Annotated in this window: 13 protein-coding genes and 1 tRNA gene; 3 read left to right on the top strand and 11 right to left on the bottom strand. The window is 35.3% G+C overall.

All coding sequences use genetic code 11. The annotated features are described in order from the left end of the window. Positions 1–162: 162 nt before the first annotated feature. Complete coding sequence (locus tag HZF24_RS13835) at positions 163–1,653, top strand: IMP dehydrogenase (protein ID WP_179238931.1); 1,491 nt, start codon at positions 163–165, stop codon at positions 1,651–1,653. Positions 1,654–1,766: 113 nt separating this feature from the next. On the opposite strand, the gene HZF24_RS13830 is transcribed toward HZF24_RS13835, so the two are convergent. The 6 genes from HZF24_RS13830 to HZF24_RS13805 form a co-directional block, all read right to left on the bottom strand. Then, positions 1,767–2,057 (bottom strand): type II toxin-antitoxin system RelE/ParE family toxin, encoded by a 291-nt coding sequence (locus HZF24_RS13830; RefSeq protein WP_179238930.1) that lies wholly within the window; start codon positions 2,055–2,057, stop codon positions 1,767–1,769. After that, entirely contained in the window at positions 2,057–2,404 is a 348-nt protein-coding gene (locus HZF24_RS13825) for an AbrB/MazE/SpoVT family DNA-binding domain-containing protein (RefSeq protein ID WP_179238929.1), read from the bottom strand. The genes HZF24_RS13830 and HZF24_RS13825 overlap by 1 nt, the downstream gene beginning before the upstream one ends. A gap of 122 nt (positions 2,405–2,526) precedes the next feature. Beyond that, positions 2,527–3,669 (bottom strand): CapA family protein, encoded by a 1,143-nt coding sequence (locus HZF24_RS13820; protein ID WP_179238928.1) that lies wholly within the window; start codon positions 3,667–3,669, stop codon positions 2,527–2,529. A 167-nt stretch (positions 3,670–3,836) separates the two neighbouring features. Continuing rightward, complete coding sequence (locus HZF24_RS13815; RefSeq protein WP_179238927.1) at positions 3,837–4,406, bottom strand: histidine phosphatase family protein; 570 nt, start codon at positions 4,404–4,406, stop codon at positions 3,837–3,839. 61 nt (positions 4,407–4,467) lie between these two features. Next, positions 4,468–5,481, bottom strand: coding sequence for a serine hydrolase domain-containing protein (locus tag HZF24_RS13810; RefSeq protein WP_179238926.1), 1,014 nt, complete (start codon positions 5,479–5,481; stop codon positions 4,468–4,470). 108 nt (positions 5,482–5,589) lie between these two features. After that, positions 5,590–5,663, bottom strand: a tRNA-Pro gene (locus tag HZF24_RS13805). Positions 5,664–5,805: 142 nt separating this feature from the next. On the opposite strand from HZF24_RS13805, the gene HZF24_RS13800 reads away from it, so the two are divergent. After that, complete coding sequence (locus HZF24_RS13800) at positions 5,806–6,192, top strand: DUF1292 domain-containing protein (RefSeq protein WP_179238925.1); 387 nt, start codon at positions 5,806–5,808, stop codon at positions 6,190–6,192. Positions 6,193–6,279: 87 nt separating this feature from the next. Here the strand turns inward: HZF24_RS13800 and HZF24_RS13795 are convergent, their stop codons facing one another. The 3 genes from HZF24_RS13795 to HZF24_RS13785 are packed head-to-tail and all read right to left on the bottom strand — an operon-like array spanning position 6,280 to position 13,441. Next, positions 6,280–7,329: a flavodoxin family protein gene (locus tag HZF24_RS13795; RefSeq protein ID WP_179238924.1), complete on the bottom strand. Its 1,050-nt coding sequence runs from the start codon at positions 7,327–7,329 to the stop codon at positions 6,280–6,282. Positions 7,330–7,361: 32 nt separating this feature from the next. Further along, positions 7,362–8,594: a lactate dehydrogenase gene (locus tag HZF24_RS13790; protein ID WP_218835307.1), complete on the bottom strand. Its 1,233-nt coding sequence runs from the start codon at positions 8,592–8,594 to the stop codon at positions 7,362–7,364. Continuing rightward, positions 8,591–13,441, bottom strand: coding sequence for a cytidyltransferase (locus tag HZF24_RS13785; RefSeq protein WP_179238923.1), 4,851 nt, complete (start codon positions 13,439–13,441; stop codon positions 8,591–8,593). Before HZF24_RS13785 ends, HZF24_RS13790 begins: the two co-directional genes overlap by 4 nt. A gap of 160 nt (positions 13,442–13,601) precedes the next feature. Here HZF24_RS13785 and HZF24_RS13780 point away from each other — a divergent pair, with 160 nt between their 5' ends. After that, positions 13,602–14,495 (top strand): fumarylacetoacetate hydrolase family protein, encoded by an 894-nt coding sequence (locus HZF24_RS13780; RefSeq protein WP_179238922.1) that lies wholly within the window; start codon positions 13,602–13,604, stop codon positions 14,493–14,495. Between the two features lie 2 nt (positions 14,496–14,497). Here the strand turns inward: HZF24_RS13780 and HZF24_RS13775 are convergent, their stop codons facing one another. Further along, a complete protein-coding gene (locus HZF24_RS13775) occupies positions 14,498–14,881 on the bottom strand; it encodes a DUF4363 family protein (protein ID WP_179238921.1) in 384 nt (127 codons plus the stop codon). 3 nt (positions 14,882–14,884) lie between these two features. After that, positions 14,885–15,523, bottom strand: a complete 639-nt coding sequence (locus tag HZF24_RS13770) for a DUF421 domain-containing protein (RefSeq protein WP_179238920.1) — start codon at positions 15,521–15,523, stop codon at positions 14,885–14,887. Positions 15,524–15,543: the final 20 nt, after the last annotated feature.

Here is a 15,543-nt window from a genome sequence, read left to right as displayed (position 1 = left end):
CTTGAACTGGATCATATTTTTTTAAATTTAATCTTTCAATAGTTTAATTGTGAAACTCATTCATGCGTTTGTCGTGGCAGATTTGTGCTAAAGGGTTGACAATACTTATTTGTTGTGTTAATCTATCAAGAATAATTATACATATGAAAAGGAGATATACAAATGGCGAATATAATCAATGAGCCGTCCAGAACCTTTGGAGAATATTTACTTTTACCAAGCTTGACAACCAAGGATTGTGTCGTTGAAAATGTTGATTTAAAAACACCTATCTGCAGATTCAAAAAAGGCGAAAAGCCGCAATTAACGCTGAACATACCTTTTTCCTCTGCAATCATGCAGTCGGTTTCTGACAACAACATGGCTATTGCACTTGCGAAAAACGGCGGAATTTCATTTATATATTGCTCACAGTCAATTGAAAGCGAAGCAGAAATGGTTCGTAAGGTTAAAAAATACAAGGCCGGATTTGTTATAAGCGATTCAAATCTGACTCCGGAAAATACATTGCAGGATGTCCTTGAATTAAAAGAAAGAACAGGTCATTCAACCATGGCCATAACCGAGGATGGTTCATCAGACGGAAAGCTGCTGGGAATTGTAACGGGAAGAGATTACAGAATAACGAGAGACCCATTAGACAAAAAAGTTAAGGAATTTATGACTCCAGCTGAAAAGCTCATTGTCGGCAAGGAAGGAATTACGCTTTCAGAAGCAAATGATATCATCTGGGAGAACAAATTAAATGCGCTTCCCATAGTGGACGAAAATTTCAATTTAGTATACACAGTTTTCAGAAAGGACTATTCGGAGGACAAGGATAATCCCCGTTCCTTGCTGGATGATCAAAAAAGGTACGTTGTAGGTGCGGGTATAAATTCAAGAGATTACAAGGAAAGAGTTCCTGCATTGGTTGAAGCAGGTGCAGATGTACTGTGCATCGACTCATCCGAAGGCTTCAGCGAATGGCAGGCCGACACCATAAAGTGGATAAAAAGCAAGTACGATGACACCGTAAAAGTCGGTGCAGGAAACGTTGTAGAAAAAGAAGGATTTAAATATCTGGCAGATGCAGGTGCCGATTTCATAAAGATCGGTATCGGCGGCGGCTCCATCTGTATCACAAGAGAACAAAAGGGTATAGGCAGAGGTCAGGCATCGGCGGTATTGGATGTGGCTAAGGCACGTGATGAATACTTTGAACAAACAGGCATCTATGTTCCTATCTGCTCTGACGGCGGTATCGTTCTGGATTACCACATAACTCTGGCATTATCTATGGGAGCAGACTTCGTAATGTTAGGAAGATATTTTGCAGGCTTTGATGAAAGTCCTACGGCAAAAATCAAGTACGGAAACGGATACGTTAAGGAATATTGGGGTGAAGGCTCCAACAGGGCAAGAAACTGGGCAAGATATGACTTAGGCGGAAAAGCCGGACTTCAGTTTGAAGAAGGAGTTGACTCCTATGTACCATATGCCGGCAAGCTTGATGACGGTCTCGGTTCAACCCTCCACAAGATAAAAAGTACCATGTGTAACTGCGGTGCCAAGACTATAAAAGAGCTTCAGCAGAATGTAAGACTGACAGTGGTGTCATCAACATCATTAACCGAAGGCGGCGCACATGACGTTATATTAAAAAATCAATAGTTTCTGACTTTGAATAATATAAATTAAAAACAGTATTCACATAGTATGAGTACTGTTTTCTTCATATTTTCAATATTAATTAGCATCTTAGTTCTTTTGATTTCATAATAATTTTATTTCATATACCGTTTCAATGCATCATAGAAATTTTCTCTTGTTCCTGCCATGATTATAATGATAATTTTATCATTTATATATTCCACAGTATACGCTAATTCATGGTTAATTCCTCTGTAGTATATGTCGTATCCATAAATACCTGACAAATCACCTGTTTTAGCAGTTCCTACAGTATGATCTTCAAGAATTTTATCAATTGCTCTCTGATATTCGGCTTTCAGACTTTTGTCCTTAATCTTTTTTAAATATTTCGCAGCAGGAGGCATAATTCTCAGCTGTGTCATCACTGTTCCGCCTTTTTACAAAATATATCATTATATGTGAAATAATTTCCTTCTCCTTCTGCTGCACGTTCTGCATCTTTCAGCATTTTTTCAACTGCCGGGCGGATTTTTCTCTGTGTTTCTTTAAATTTATTAAGTAATTCTTCTCCCTGAAATCCCTGCTTGATTAAATCTGATAAAATTTGTTCAGCAAATTCACCGCTGTTTGTTTCCCTTACAGGTCTTAAAATAAGCTCATTTTCTTTTACAATACATTCAGCTTCATTTTCAAAGCCTAACATTTCATAGAATTTCCGGGGTATTGTTATCTGTCTTTTAGCAGAAATGCTTATTCGTTTTTTTTCCATAATAACCACCTTTTATATTGTAGTACTATTCTTCATTCCAATAATCCTTGATTCTCATTTTCTTTGTTTTATTGTAATTATTATATTGTTAAAATAACCCTTTGTCAACAAATTTCTCTTGGTCATGGGCTGAGACCGGTGACAATCCCCAGATCGTCAATTTCTATGTTTATGGATATATCCTCCAGAAGTGAATAGATGCGTTCCTTTTCAGATTGCTCACTTAAAAAATTAGTTGTATTGTATGTCTGAAATGCAGGTACAACCTCCACCTCTATAAATTCTTCCGTATCGTCACCATAAAACCTGACGTTTAACAGCATTGTATCTATGTCCTGTCCGTTAAACCAAAAGTTTCCCAGACTATATATTATATATTTGCCGTTATAGTACTCTATACCCTGGAGACAATGTGGATGAGAGCCTATTACTACATCCGCACCTGCATCCAGATAATCCTTTCCCGTAACAAGCTGTACATCCTCCAACACATGGGTGAATTCCGTACCCCAGTGAACATAGGCAATAACATAATCCGCATTTTCTTTTGCCTCTTTTATTGTCTCGATAAACAGTCCTGTATCGTAGCAATGCAATATGCCTGGAGAATCCTCCGCAGCCTGAGGAGTTACCTTACTTTTCTCAGCTCTTGAAGCAGCAACATATGCAACCTTCTTTCCGTCTATTTCAAAATATACAGGTGTCATAGCTTCCTCCAGGTTGTGACCTGCACCGCAATAAAGTATATCCGCTCCTTTTAAGGTTTCCATGGTATCTATAAGGGCTTGCTCCCCGTAATCATACACATGATTGTTGGCAAGAGTTACAATGTCAACACCTAACTCCTCCAAGATTCCCACCCTTGACGGATGCGCTCTGAATGTGTAGGTCTTTCCCAAGGGAGACCCACCGGTGCTGTATGTAAATTCGTTGTTTAAGCACATAATATCCGCATCTTTCATTATCTGTATCAATTCCGGCGAAATACAGTCATAAATTCCATTTTCAACCCTGTTGTAATGTCTCATGGTATACCAGTTATCGTCAAAATTAATATCTCCCGCAAAGGTCAGTGTAAAATCATAGGGATTTAAGTCTTCAACTTCAATGCTCTCTTTAGCTTCTGTTTTTTCCTCACATACTTCGGCTTCGGCGTCTGCGTCAAGACTTTTCGCACAGGCTCCAAAGATTAAAGTAATTAATAATGACATCAGCACTAATACATACTTACACTTTTCATCAGTTTTTTTATATTTGTTTTTCATATCCGATTTTCCCCCAATAATGTTATTACTTTTTATATCAAGGAGATTTCCTTTTCATATTATACACCCTTTACCATTATTTTACTATAAAAAAAGAGCCACCCGGATATTTTATGTATCCCTGTGGCTCTTTAAAATGAGCATTCTCATGAAAAAAAGATTTAAAGTTATTTTGCAAAGAGATCAAACATTTCAATACTTTGCAGGCATTCCTCGTCAAATGTAAATTTTACAATCCAGGGCATAATTTCTTTAATATTATTAAAAGAGTCATACCCAAAAGAGGTATCATAATAATTGATAATCGTACTCAGAGCGGTGCCATGGCTGCCGATTACAATACGCTTATTTCTGTATTTGTTCAAAGTCCATTTCAGAGCATCAATATTCCTGTTCTGCACCTCTCTCAATGTTTCTCCGTCGGTAAGCTTATAATCAAAATCCATCCATTGCCGTTGGCTGAATGCAGTAAAGTCATCAATCCAAACGCTGTCAATTTTTCTTTCCTTAAAGCCGGAAACAATTACTACCTGATGCCCATATTTGTCTGCAAAATCTTTCACCGTGTCAACAGAACGTTTATACGGGCTTGACAGAACCGCATCGATATTTTTATCTTTCAGAAAATCCGTAACAAGCATTCTGTCGGTCAGACCTTTCTCGGTAAGCTCCCTCAGCTCGTCGTCATGATTCATATAATTTGGTTCCGCATGTCTTACGAAATAAACCTCAGTCATTTTCACCTCATCATAGATATCTGTATTTATTTATTATGTATGTAATAATAGTAGTGGGTATCTATTTACCCGACATGCACTCTCGAATACTTCTCAGCAGCTTCCAGACATTATCTCCGTAATTGCTCACCAGAGTGATGGTAACATCTTCACTTGGTTCATAGGAAGATATAAAACTTACACCGGGGTCACAGCCTTGGAAATACGGGCTATAGCCGTTATCAGTGGGTTCCAGCCAAATTCCATAGCCATAATATCCTGCTTCTTTATTTCCGTTATGGCAACGCAGCATTTCGGAAGTTGTTTTCCATGTAATCAGTTTGTGCGATAAAAGAGCATCCCAGAATTTTTGGATATCACCTACTGTCGTGAACGCGCCGCCTGCGCCGGTCCCCTTGGCATCTACGCTGTATATATTCGTGCGGAACCTGTTCCTTACTTTTTCGAAAATATAACTGTTGGCACACTTCGCCGGAAGGCTATCCATTTCGTAATAACCTGTAGAATGCATTCCACAAGGGTTAAAAATATTTGACTGAAGGTAGATGTCAAACGGTTGATTTGTCACTGCTTCGATCATCATCGCCAAAACGACAAATCCTGTGTTATTGTATTGGAACTTTGTGCCGCGAGGATACATCATCGGTTTGTTAAGAAACAGCGGTAACAAGTCCGCGTTTGTCCGAATCCTGTAATTGGGAAAGTCTTTCCACAAATCCTCATATTCGCTCATTACATTTTCATCGAAGTAATCCGGAATACCAGATGTGTGCATAAGCAATTGCTCCACAGTAATGTTTGTATCAATCTTATGCCAATCCAAAGGAAGAATGTTGCTGAGCGTATCCTGAAGGTGCAATTTCCCGTTTTCAACCAACTGGAGGGTTGAAACGGCGACAAAAACCTTTCCCGCGGAAGCAGTCGCAAATTTTGTTTCAAGTGTATTCGGAATTTGATTTGGAAAATCCGAGTAACCATATGCCTGAGAAAACACGGAGTGTTTATTCTTTGAGATTTGAATGCAGCCTCGAAAGCCTTGGTCGAGCAAAATATGCTTGATATAGTTAATATCCATAATATAATCCACCATCAAAATTTTCAGTAGTTAATAAACCCATTATAACACACTTCTGTGAATGAAAAAAACATAGCTTCTCCTTGGCGGGAAGCTATGCCCTTTTAATCGGAGTGACAGGATTTGAACCTGCGACCCCTTGACCCCCAGTCAAGTGCGCTACCAATCTGCGCTACACCCCGACGCCTTTGATTATTATAGCTCAAAAATAAAAACTTGTAAAGTATATAATTTGCAAATTTCGTCTTGCATTTTGTAATTTATTCTGTTACAGTTTAAATAACTATCTGTGACAGATAAATAAATTATAAGGAAGTATATCAAATGAGTGAAGATAAAGATTTATGCGGCTGCGGATGCGGTTGCGACCATGATAATGAACAAGATCACGACCATGATGAATGTGGCTGTGGTTGCGGACATGAAGAAGATATAATGACTATTACTCTCGAGGATGGAACTGAAGTTGAGTGTGCTATAATAGCAATATTCCCCGTGGGAGAAAAAGATTACATAGCATTGCTGCCTTTACAAAATGAAGACGAAGAAGGCGAAGTATATCTTTATGGTTTCAAGGAATACGAGGACGGAAGTTTTGAGCTTTTAACTATCGAGTCTGATGAAGAGTACGAAGAAGTTACAAAAGCGTTTGACGAAATATTAGACGAAGCTGAAATGGACGAATTGTTAGATGAAGAGGACGAGGAATAAGAAAGTCAAGTGTTGAGATTCTTCACTAACGCTCGGAATGACAAATACGAGGATTTTTCGAGGTATAAAAAAAACAGGGCATCAGAGCTATATCTGATGCCTTTTTATATTGTCAGCAAATTCTTTTGCTTTTTCTTTTATATTTTCTGCTTTTTCTATATCACCTATATCGTTAGCTGTTTCCATAAGAGCAAAATTTGGCGGCAATATGAATGTCTTGTTGATATTTATCGCACTTATGAGCTGTTGAGCTAATATATCGCTTCCGCTGAAGCCTGACACGATGATAGCGTATATATATTTATCATAAAATTTGACTTTTCGAAACAATGCCGTCAGACGGTTAATTGCTGCCGACAGATTAGCGCTTATTGAATCGTTATAATTTGGGCAAAGCATTATTAATATGTCGCAATCTATGATAGCAGGATAAACCTCTTCTACCATTATACCGCCGTAAAAGCAGTTATGATTTTGTGAATAGTGCTTGCATGCTTTATAGGAGCATGCTTTACAATCCTTTACGGATCCGTTTTCTATGTGTATTTCGTTTATGCTGCAGCCATCTAAATTGCTCTTTACCATTTGCCAGAGTGATAATGTATTGGATGTTTTGTAATTGCTTGCGTGGAGAACCAATATTTTAGGCTCGATAAATTTTTCAGCTTTAAAATTTATTAATTTTTCTACTACATTTCTGCTGTCGTTGAGGCAAACTTCATCGAGACTTAAATCAGCTGATAGTTTTTGCTGTGTTTTAAAGTTTTTTAAATAACCTGCCGCCTCACACAGCGGTCTTCCGGGAAATGTGCAGCCTGCCATGTTGCAATACAGTATAATCTTACGTGCCACATCTCTTGTATGAAGCTCACTATCTGAGTTTATCAGTATGCTTCCTACAGAATTTTTCATAAATGATGCGCCTGACAAGCTTATTTTCTCAAGCATCCTGTAAAGCACTGTATTTATGCCCGTATCCCCCAGTTCAACGGCAAAAAGAATTTTTTTGTTTTGTAAATTTTCTGTTTTGTCAAGATTCTTTAATACTTCGTATTGGATTCCCTGAGTTGAACGGTCTATCATTTTTTTTAGCCGTTCCGATGGTTTACCGGGAATCAACAGCAATAGCTTCTCCATAATTACCCCTCTGTTCGTGTCGAATGATGCATTCATTCACAGAATGACAAATCCCGTATTTTCTTTAAATTATCATATGTGTATTTTATTCTGTCAAACAGCTCATCCGGCATATTTATTTTTTCTATTTCAAGCCCTGAACAAAGATTTCTGTTTTTGGCACCCATGTATACGCCTGCTATATAATTGGAGCTGTAATGCCATTTGCCCTCCAATGTGTACACGATGGATATTGCTCCTGACGACAGTGCGGGAGCAATATATGGCTTAAATCCGGTCTTTCTGACCTGCAAATTTGCTTCAACAGCTAATTTTGTCAGCCTATTGGACAGCTTGTCATCGTAATTGATTATGCTATTTGCTATGACGAGGTCATTTCCGTGAGGTCCAAATGCCCTTCCCTCGTCGAGGTACATTGCGTATTCCTTGTGCTTTTTGGCGTAGTACACAGCTCTTGCATTCATTACCCCAAGCCCGTAGCCCTTAATCTGTTCAGGCAGAAGCTTATTATTACTTTCTTTTAAAACAACAGCACACAGTGGGTCAACAGGATCCGACACAACCGCAAATATGCCTTTAAAATCTTTGTCTGCCGCCATAATTACATATTCTCTAATGAGTCTTGCGTTTTCCTCTAACTGCACCATGCGGACGTCTTTACCCTCATCCCCTATTGGGGGTACTCCCTTTGAAGCACAAAACACAAACATATCGCAATCAAACAATTCATCTTTGGAAATTCCATGCACCTCAGGTAATACATCATATTCAAAGGGAAATGATATTTGATTCATTTCATATTCAAATCTTTGGATTTTTTCAGGGCTTCTGTCATATATGCCGATGTATTCAACTATATCTCCTCCGAGCAGTTTAAGTCCCGTTAATAAGGTACTGCCCACATCTCCCAATGCAAGAATATTTACTGTCTTTTTTTTGCTTTCAGCAAAGCAAAATCTCTCTTCGTAATTTTCATAGGATGTATTGACCGCTTTTATTTTTCTTCTATCGATAAGCTGCTTTATATTTTCCGGAATTATTTCTTCTGATCCTTTTAACTTTAATAACTCTATTGATTCTTCATAATTGAACAAATCCGTAGTTTCAGATACTGCATATGATCCTTTTGAAGCATTTTTATCCGATTCATACAAAAAATATAATTCATCGATATGCAAAGGGATATTTTTCACTTTGGTATAATTGTATTTATCTTCAATTGAAAACAAATATTTGTTTTTATACAAATAATAATAAAAAATCATATTATTATCCTTTCAAGCTTTACTAAATTTTCTATGCATACATCCATATAGCTTGAAGCTTCCTTGTTTAAATCATAATAAATGCTGTCTCCCAAATAAGGAATTCTCGGAGATATCAAAACCTCTCCCAGTCTTTTTAAGGTAAGCTTCTTCTCGTACAATTCCTGATATTCATCCTCTAACACCTGAAGTATCATCTTGGCATTTGTCAGGCAGGTCATTGATAAATTATATATTGATTCTTTGGTCGCCTGATTTAAATACATAGGAGAATAAAACGGAAGTATTAAGTTTATGGAAGGAATCAGATTAAATGATTGTCCGTTCTGCCACATACCGTCTCCGCCTAAAAACGGATACATAAGATTTTCATTAAACCATATCCTCAGATTAGGTATGAAGTATGCGCAATCGGCCTCTCTTCCCTGTATATCCATTAAATCCTTGCCTCTTCCGGACATTATACCTACTATAATCTTTTTAACTTCAATATTGTATCTTTTTAGCACAGGGTCAATTTCTTTAATCCTGTACCCCTTGTGCAGCAAATCGTCAACCAAAATAACCTGTTTATCAAATGATTTGATTGTATTTACTTGTATCTCAATAGGCGAATAGTTTGGATATTCAGTTATTTTAAATGATTTAGCATCAGTTGAATATACCTTTTCAGTATGAAGTGATTTTGTAACCGTATTCGGCACTACCAATCCTTTCAGTATATTGCCGAACGGAACGCACATATATTCCCCTAAAACTCTCGGAATTTGCATTTCATTGCTTACATTGTTAATGCTGCATATTTTATTTATAAGGATTTGATTAATCATGTCATTGTCAATTGACAAAACTAATGAGCCCGGATACAACTCTGTCATCGACTTTTGCAATCTCTTCCTTGCATAAACAATTGCTTCGTAGACTTTTGGATTATTGCTTAAAGGATCCTTTATAAAGCTTCTCATATTTAATGTTAAGCAAATCGGGAATTTCATATCTACAGCATAAATTGTTTTATTGCCGTCATTTATTTTACTAAATCCTTGCATCTCTAAGGTTTCCAATACCACATCCGTGTTAGAATTTGACAATGTGTTATAATATAACGCATATGTAAAATCATTTTTCAGGCAGTAAGCAAGCGTTTCAGTTAAAATTATCTGCTCCATATTGTCGTATGTCTTGCTTGGATTAATAAAAATGCCGTCAATAACTATTATTCTTCCTGCAGTTTTATCTCTTACATAGTTAGCAATATATTGGCTTTGGAATTCTCCGTAAACTTCAGATGAGCCTATCTTGTGGAACGCAGAAAATCCTAACAGCTTATTGGAATTCTTGCTGTCTCTTATAACCATCAGCTTGATATCTTTGGATATAAGCTTTTCACCTATATTTTCATACAAATTCGTGTGCATGAAAATATAATGGCCAATTTCATCCACAATTTTTTTACTTAAATCTTCGATTATTTCTATAGTAAATGGTTTTGATTTTAAAACACCTTTATCTAACGGCTCTCTCATATATATGTTTTTATCATATATAAAGCTCTGAGCAAGAGAATCTATAAGATTTGATATATCTCTGTTATTGTCTATATTTTCTCTTATTTGAGTAGAGCTGATATCCTCTAAATACATAGGAAGCTTAAGCTCAACTATGTTTCCTTTTATTCTTAATTTGTTTTCTTCTGTCTTTTTCATTATAGCAGGTGTAGCATCATCATTAGTGCGCTTAAATACAATATGATTAAAGCTGTGAATCGAATTTTTGGTAGGTCTTGACCTATATGCTGTGGCATTTATCAATACGTCGCTTCCCACCACTATATATATATCTTTATTGCCAAAGAGCTCTCTTAAATTTTTCAAGTCATTTGTATTTGATAAATTAACAGGTATATCATCGGGAAATAGAAATACTCCTAATTCATCCGCTATTGACATATTGATTATTTGCCTTCTTATCATACGAGGCTGAACTCTTTTTGACCAAGAGAATTCATCTACCGCCAAATAAACCTCATAACCCAAATTTCTGATAGCAGTAACTATTCCCTTGTGACTCAATGAAAACGGATCAAACGTTCCCGGGAAAAATGCAATATTCTTATTTTCAATAATTTCAAAATCCTTATAATAGAATTCATAATCGCTTATAAACCTGTAAATATGATTAAACGAAGCTGAGTTGTTGAAAAAGAACAAATCTCCGGATTCCTTTTCATTTATCAAAGTTAGCAGTTTTTTATAGATAAGCAAAAATATCTTATGCTTTTCCTTTAAGCTTAACATTTTTGAACAAAAAATATATTGACCTATGACCAAAAATGTCTCTTGCTTTACAGATGTATTATAATTGGAAAGTCCGCTTAAAACTATCCCTATCATTTTTATCATCCTGTTGTTATAGGTTTCATCATCCTCATTAAATCTTTTTTTATATTCCGGATAATACTGTATCATTATACCTAAAGTATTGATTACCAAAGCACTTGCTCTGTCATTTGTACCCTTGTATATAACTCTTAATTCAGTTATAACCTCATCTAATTCTTTAGGGGATAAAAGCATAACAAAGCGTCCAAGATATTCCGGTATATATTTGGCATATTGTATTTCATCTATTTCAAGACCCTTTATAAGCTCGATTGCTATTTCATTTCTTTGGTCAACTGTTAAAAATGATCCCAATTCAACTAATGAATTACCAGCCTTATTTCTCACCGACTCTTTGGCACTCACCTTTACCAGATTCGCCAAATGCGTTGCGGTTTGCAGTAGGGTAACTTCATTTTTGTCCTTTATAAAATCCATTATATAATCAATGCTGATTGTTTTTACATTCCATGGTGTTGCGGTTTTAAGATTATTTAAAAACAAATCTGAACTCTTATACCTGCTGCTTGTAATTAAAATGCTGTATTGATTGATTATTTCCTTCGGCATATTTAAATTTGTAGAAATTTTATATTTTAAATAGTTTATGCAAAGACCTTCATCAACAGATATATCAGCTACATAATCTCTTATTTTTTCTAAACTTATATTAACTTTATCTTTATTTTTAACCAGCATATTAAAAAACTGTACTGCCATCAGATGTATATCTTGCGGATGTTTCGTCGATTTTAAGCTATAGTCAATTATAAAATACAGTTGCTCAGGAGAATATAATTCAACAGGAATGCTTAAAAGTGAATTTAAGCAGCTAAATAATGCAACATTATTCTCTTGCTGTAAATACTTTATAAAAATATCCAAATAACTTTTTTTATCTTCATTTTTGCCTGAATTAATAACGGAATCAACAAAAATCCTTAAAGAATATCCAATCCATTCCTTGTGGTTTTCAGTCACCTTGTGTCCCGGATCAATAAAAAGACCTATGTATTTATCCCATAGAGACAATCCGTTTATTTCTTCGTCTAAATCTATTTTTACATCCTCGGGAATTTCCTTTGAATATTCCAAATCATACGTTACTATGATATTACCCATAAGATTTGCCGCTTTTCGTCTTATGTCCCCTTCCCTGTATACTAAAAGCTCATGCAGAAAATTTAATGTAAACAGCTTTTCTTTCTGGGATAAGTAAATGGAATATTCATCTAACAAATCCAGGTATGCTCTTAAATTCTTCCAATTTCGCTCACTTCTTGCAGATTCAATCATACCTGTAAAAATTACTTCATTGTTAAGCTTGCTCATGAGAGATGTATTGTGCTCTATAGCCATGTACTTGAAGTTTTCCACAACCTCATAACCATCTATTAAAGCATAGTCAATAAGCTTTGTAGGATTTGGCTCATCAGATTTTAGGTCTATGTTTATCCCTCTGTGTACCATGTAATTTTCAAAATCCTTAAGCTTGGAATAAACCCTGATATATCTTTTTTCTTTTTTCTCATCAACATTATCAAGCTTATCAAGGATTATATGAAACGACTCTGTAAGGCTGTAAATGTACATTTCAAAACCGTTTTTGACATATCTGTTTTTAACTCTGAAATCCGCATAAATTAATATCAACGATTCTAGGGGTAAGTTTTCAAGTTCTAAATCCCATGTTGAATGATTTGCTGCGATTAAGCCGATTGATGGCATGTTGTATTTTGCAAACCATTGATCCGTGTAATAATAATGAAGATATGCAACACGTCTTTTTTCAAGTCCTTTGCACCCATATTTCCCAATGTCATGACCTGCGGCAGCACCTGAAACCAAGCCTAAATTCACTTGAATTCCTACCTTCTTCATTTGCCTTGCAACATGCATAGCAACGTAATGAACTGCGGCAACGTGTTTTAATGTATTGAATCCGTTAACTTCTTCATCAAGCATCATGAGCTCATATATATAATTTTTATCGAAGTAATTTAAGAAACTAATATATTCCTCCGGATTTTCAAGCTCATTTATTTCATCCTGACTCAAAAAATTAAAATCCGAAAATTTGTCGTAAACATCGCTGTTTCCTGCATGGCGAAGTATAGTCCTCAATATTTCTAAGTATATAAGAACGCCGCTTTCATATTTAGGATAGAGTTTTATGGTTACGGCTTCGGGAAATGATTTATGTAAGGTATATTGAAAAATATAAGAAAGCCAATCGCAAGGAGAATCCGGATAAATGCCGCTTAAAACATCAGAGCTTAATTCTAACACATCTTTGCATGATAAGTGATTTTTATTTATTAATATAAGTAAATTATTAACGAACTTCTTGTTTATAATATTAGCTTGTATCTTTTCTTCAGTAATATTGATTTTTTTCAGGAATTCTTTTTTTGTTAGCTGTTGTAGTATTTCCTTATGTAGTTCATTCAACATAAATCTGCTCATTTTATACCTCAAATTATATGATTTTGATTTATATATTATAGCATATATGCAATTTTCATGCAAATATTTTCATATTTCATCGAAATGCGAATATCTTTCTTGAATTTAATTTATTATTGTACTATATTATATATATGATTAAATTTCAAAGGAGGTAGTAATGTATTTATTAACGTATATTTATAAAGACAAGGAGTACATAGGTTTTTTAGATGAGGAAAGAAAAGGCATAATACCTGCTTCCAGGATCTTTTTAGAATTAAATATCGATGAACCAAAAGATATGTTAAGCCTTATTGATATTTTCGATAATGTAGGTTCTGAAAAAATTAAAAAAGCATTGCATTCATGCAAATCAGAAATAACGTTGAACATGGTGAAAATATCTGCTCCCATACCTTATCCTAGGAGAAATATATTTTGCTTGGGGAAGAATTATCTCGATCATGTGCATGAGGTTAAGAACTTAAAGAATGTCAATGCTGATGTACCGAAAAACCCGATTTATTTCAGTAAGGTCGCATACCCTGCCATAGGTCACGAGGATTTTATAGATTCTCATTTCCCTATCGTAAAGGATTTGGATTATGAGGTTGAATTAGCTGTAGTTATCGGCAAAAAATGCAAGAATGTATCAAAGGAAGAAGCAGAAAGTGTAATTTTCGGATACACAATTTGCAATGACATATCTGCAAGAGATTTGCAGCAGGAGCATATCCAATGGCATAAAGGTAAATCGGTAGATACTTTTACACCGCTGGGACCTTATATCGCACATAAGACGAATATATCATTTCCACCGTGCTTAGAAATAAAAAGCTATGTAAATGGTGAACTTAGACAAAACTCAAACACAAACCAATTAATATTTGATATACCGACAATTATCAGTGACCTTTCATCATGCATCACACTGTATCCGGGAGATATTATATTAACAGGAACTCCGGCGGGTGTAGGAGCAGGTTTTAATCCTCCAAACTACCTGAAACAAGGCGATGTTGTAAGATGTTATATAGAAAATATAGGTGAGCTTTCCAATGCTGTCAAATAGGTTTAAAAAATATTTTGTATTGTCAGGCATTCATTTTCTTTAATACTATTGAATAAAATCATCATATGCTCAAGTTCTGCTTGAGCATATGATTTATCCCTGTTTTTTATGTAGACGTTGATCTTTTTCATTGATGATTCTATGCCGTCTAAGTCTTTTTGGTCTATGAAATAAATCCAGACATTTTTAACTTCCTCCCATTTATTCATGTAGAGCAGTATAGCTTCGTCTGCTTTATCCCATTGTTCATTTTCTATATCTATTAATAAATCGTTTATACTTTCATTGTAAAATTTGGTCATTGGTTCAATTGAGGTGAAATGATACCACATCCATATCCCAATCATTAACAGCAAAAATATTAAAGAAATAATCAACATTCTCATAGCTTACCTCACATAAAAAATAAAATTATCATCTTCATCCACAAAACCGTACAATATATCTTTTGGATTTGTTTTCTTCTTTTTCAGTTCCTTTTCAAAATCCGAATAAGAAACATTGTACTTTTTAAAGTTATTATACATTACCTTACCGTCAAGTATTGTGGCAACCGGTAATCTCTTGCATTTTGTACCTGGTGGATCATCCGGTGCAATAATGCTCATTTCTCCGTTAGTTTCCATTATAAGATAATCTATATCTTCTATATTACAATATCCTTTTAACCGAATCTGACCCAATACGTCATTAACATTTATTCTCAGCTTTTTCATTTCTTTGACATTGAATCTGCCATGATCAAAAATAATTGACGGTACTCCCGATATTATTTTTCTTGCGCCATTGTTTTTTAAAGTAATGTACGATATTAAGCATTGTAAAAACATAATTGTTGCTATTGCAATAAATCCATGAAACAATGGCTCGCCTAAATCACCTAAAGGTATAACTGCAAGCTCCGCAAGCATTAATGATACAACCAGATCAAACGGCTGAAGTTCCCCAAGCTCGCCTTTTCCCATTATCCTCATCGATATCAATAAAAATGTATATAATATCAGTGCTCTGACAGCAACTATAATCATAATCAACACCACCCGAAAAT

Source organism: Sedimentibacter hydroxybenzoicus DSM 7310 (genome assembly GCF_013403245.1).
Lineage (GTDB): Bacteria > Bacillota > Clostridia > Tissierellales > Sedimentibacteraceae > Sedimentibacter > Sedimentibacter hydroxybenzoicus.
Note: the sequence above shows the minus strand (reverse complement) of the source record. Positions and strands in the feature narration are given on the sequence as shown.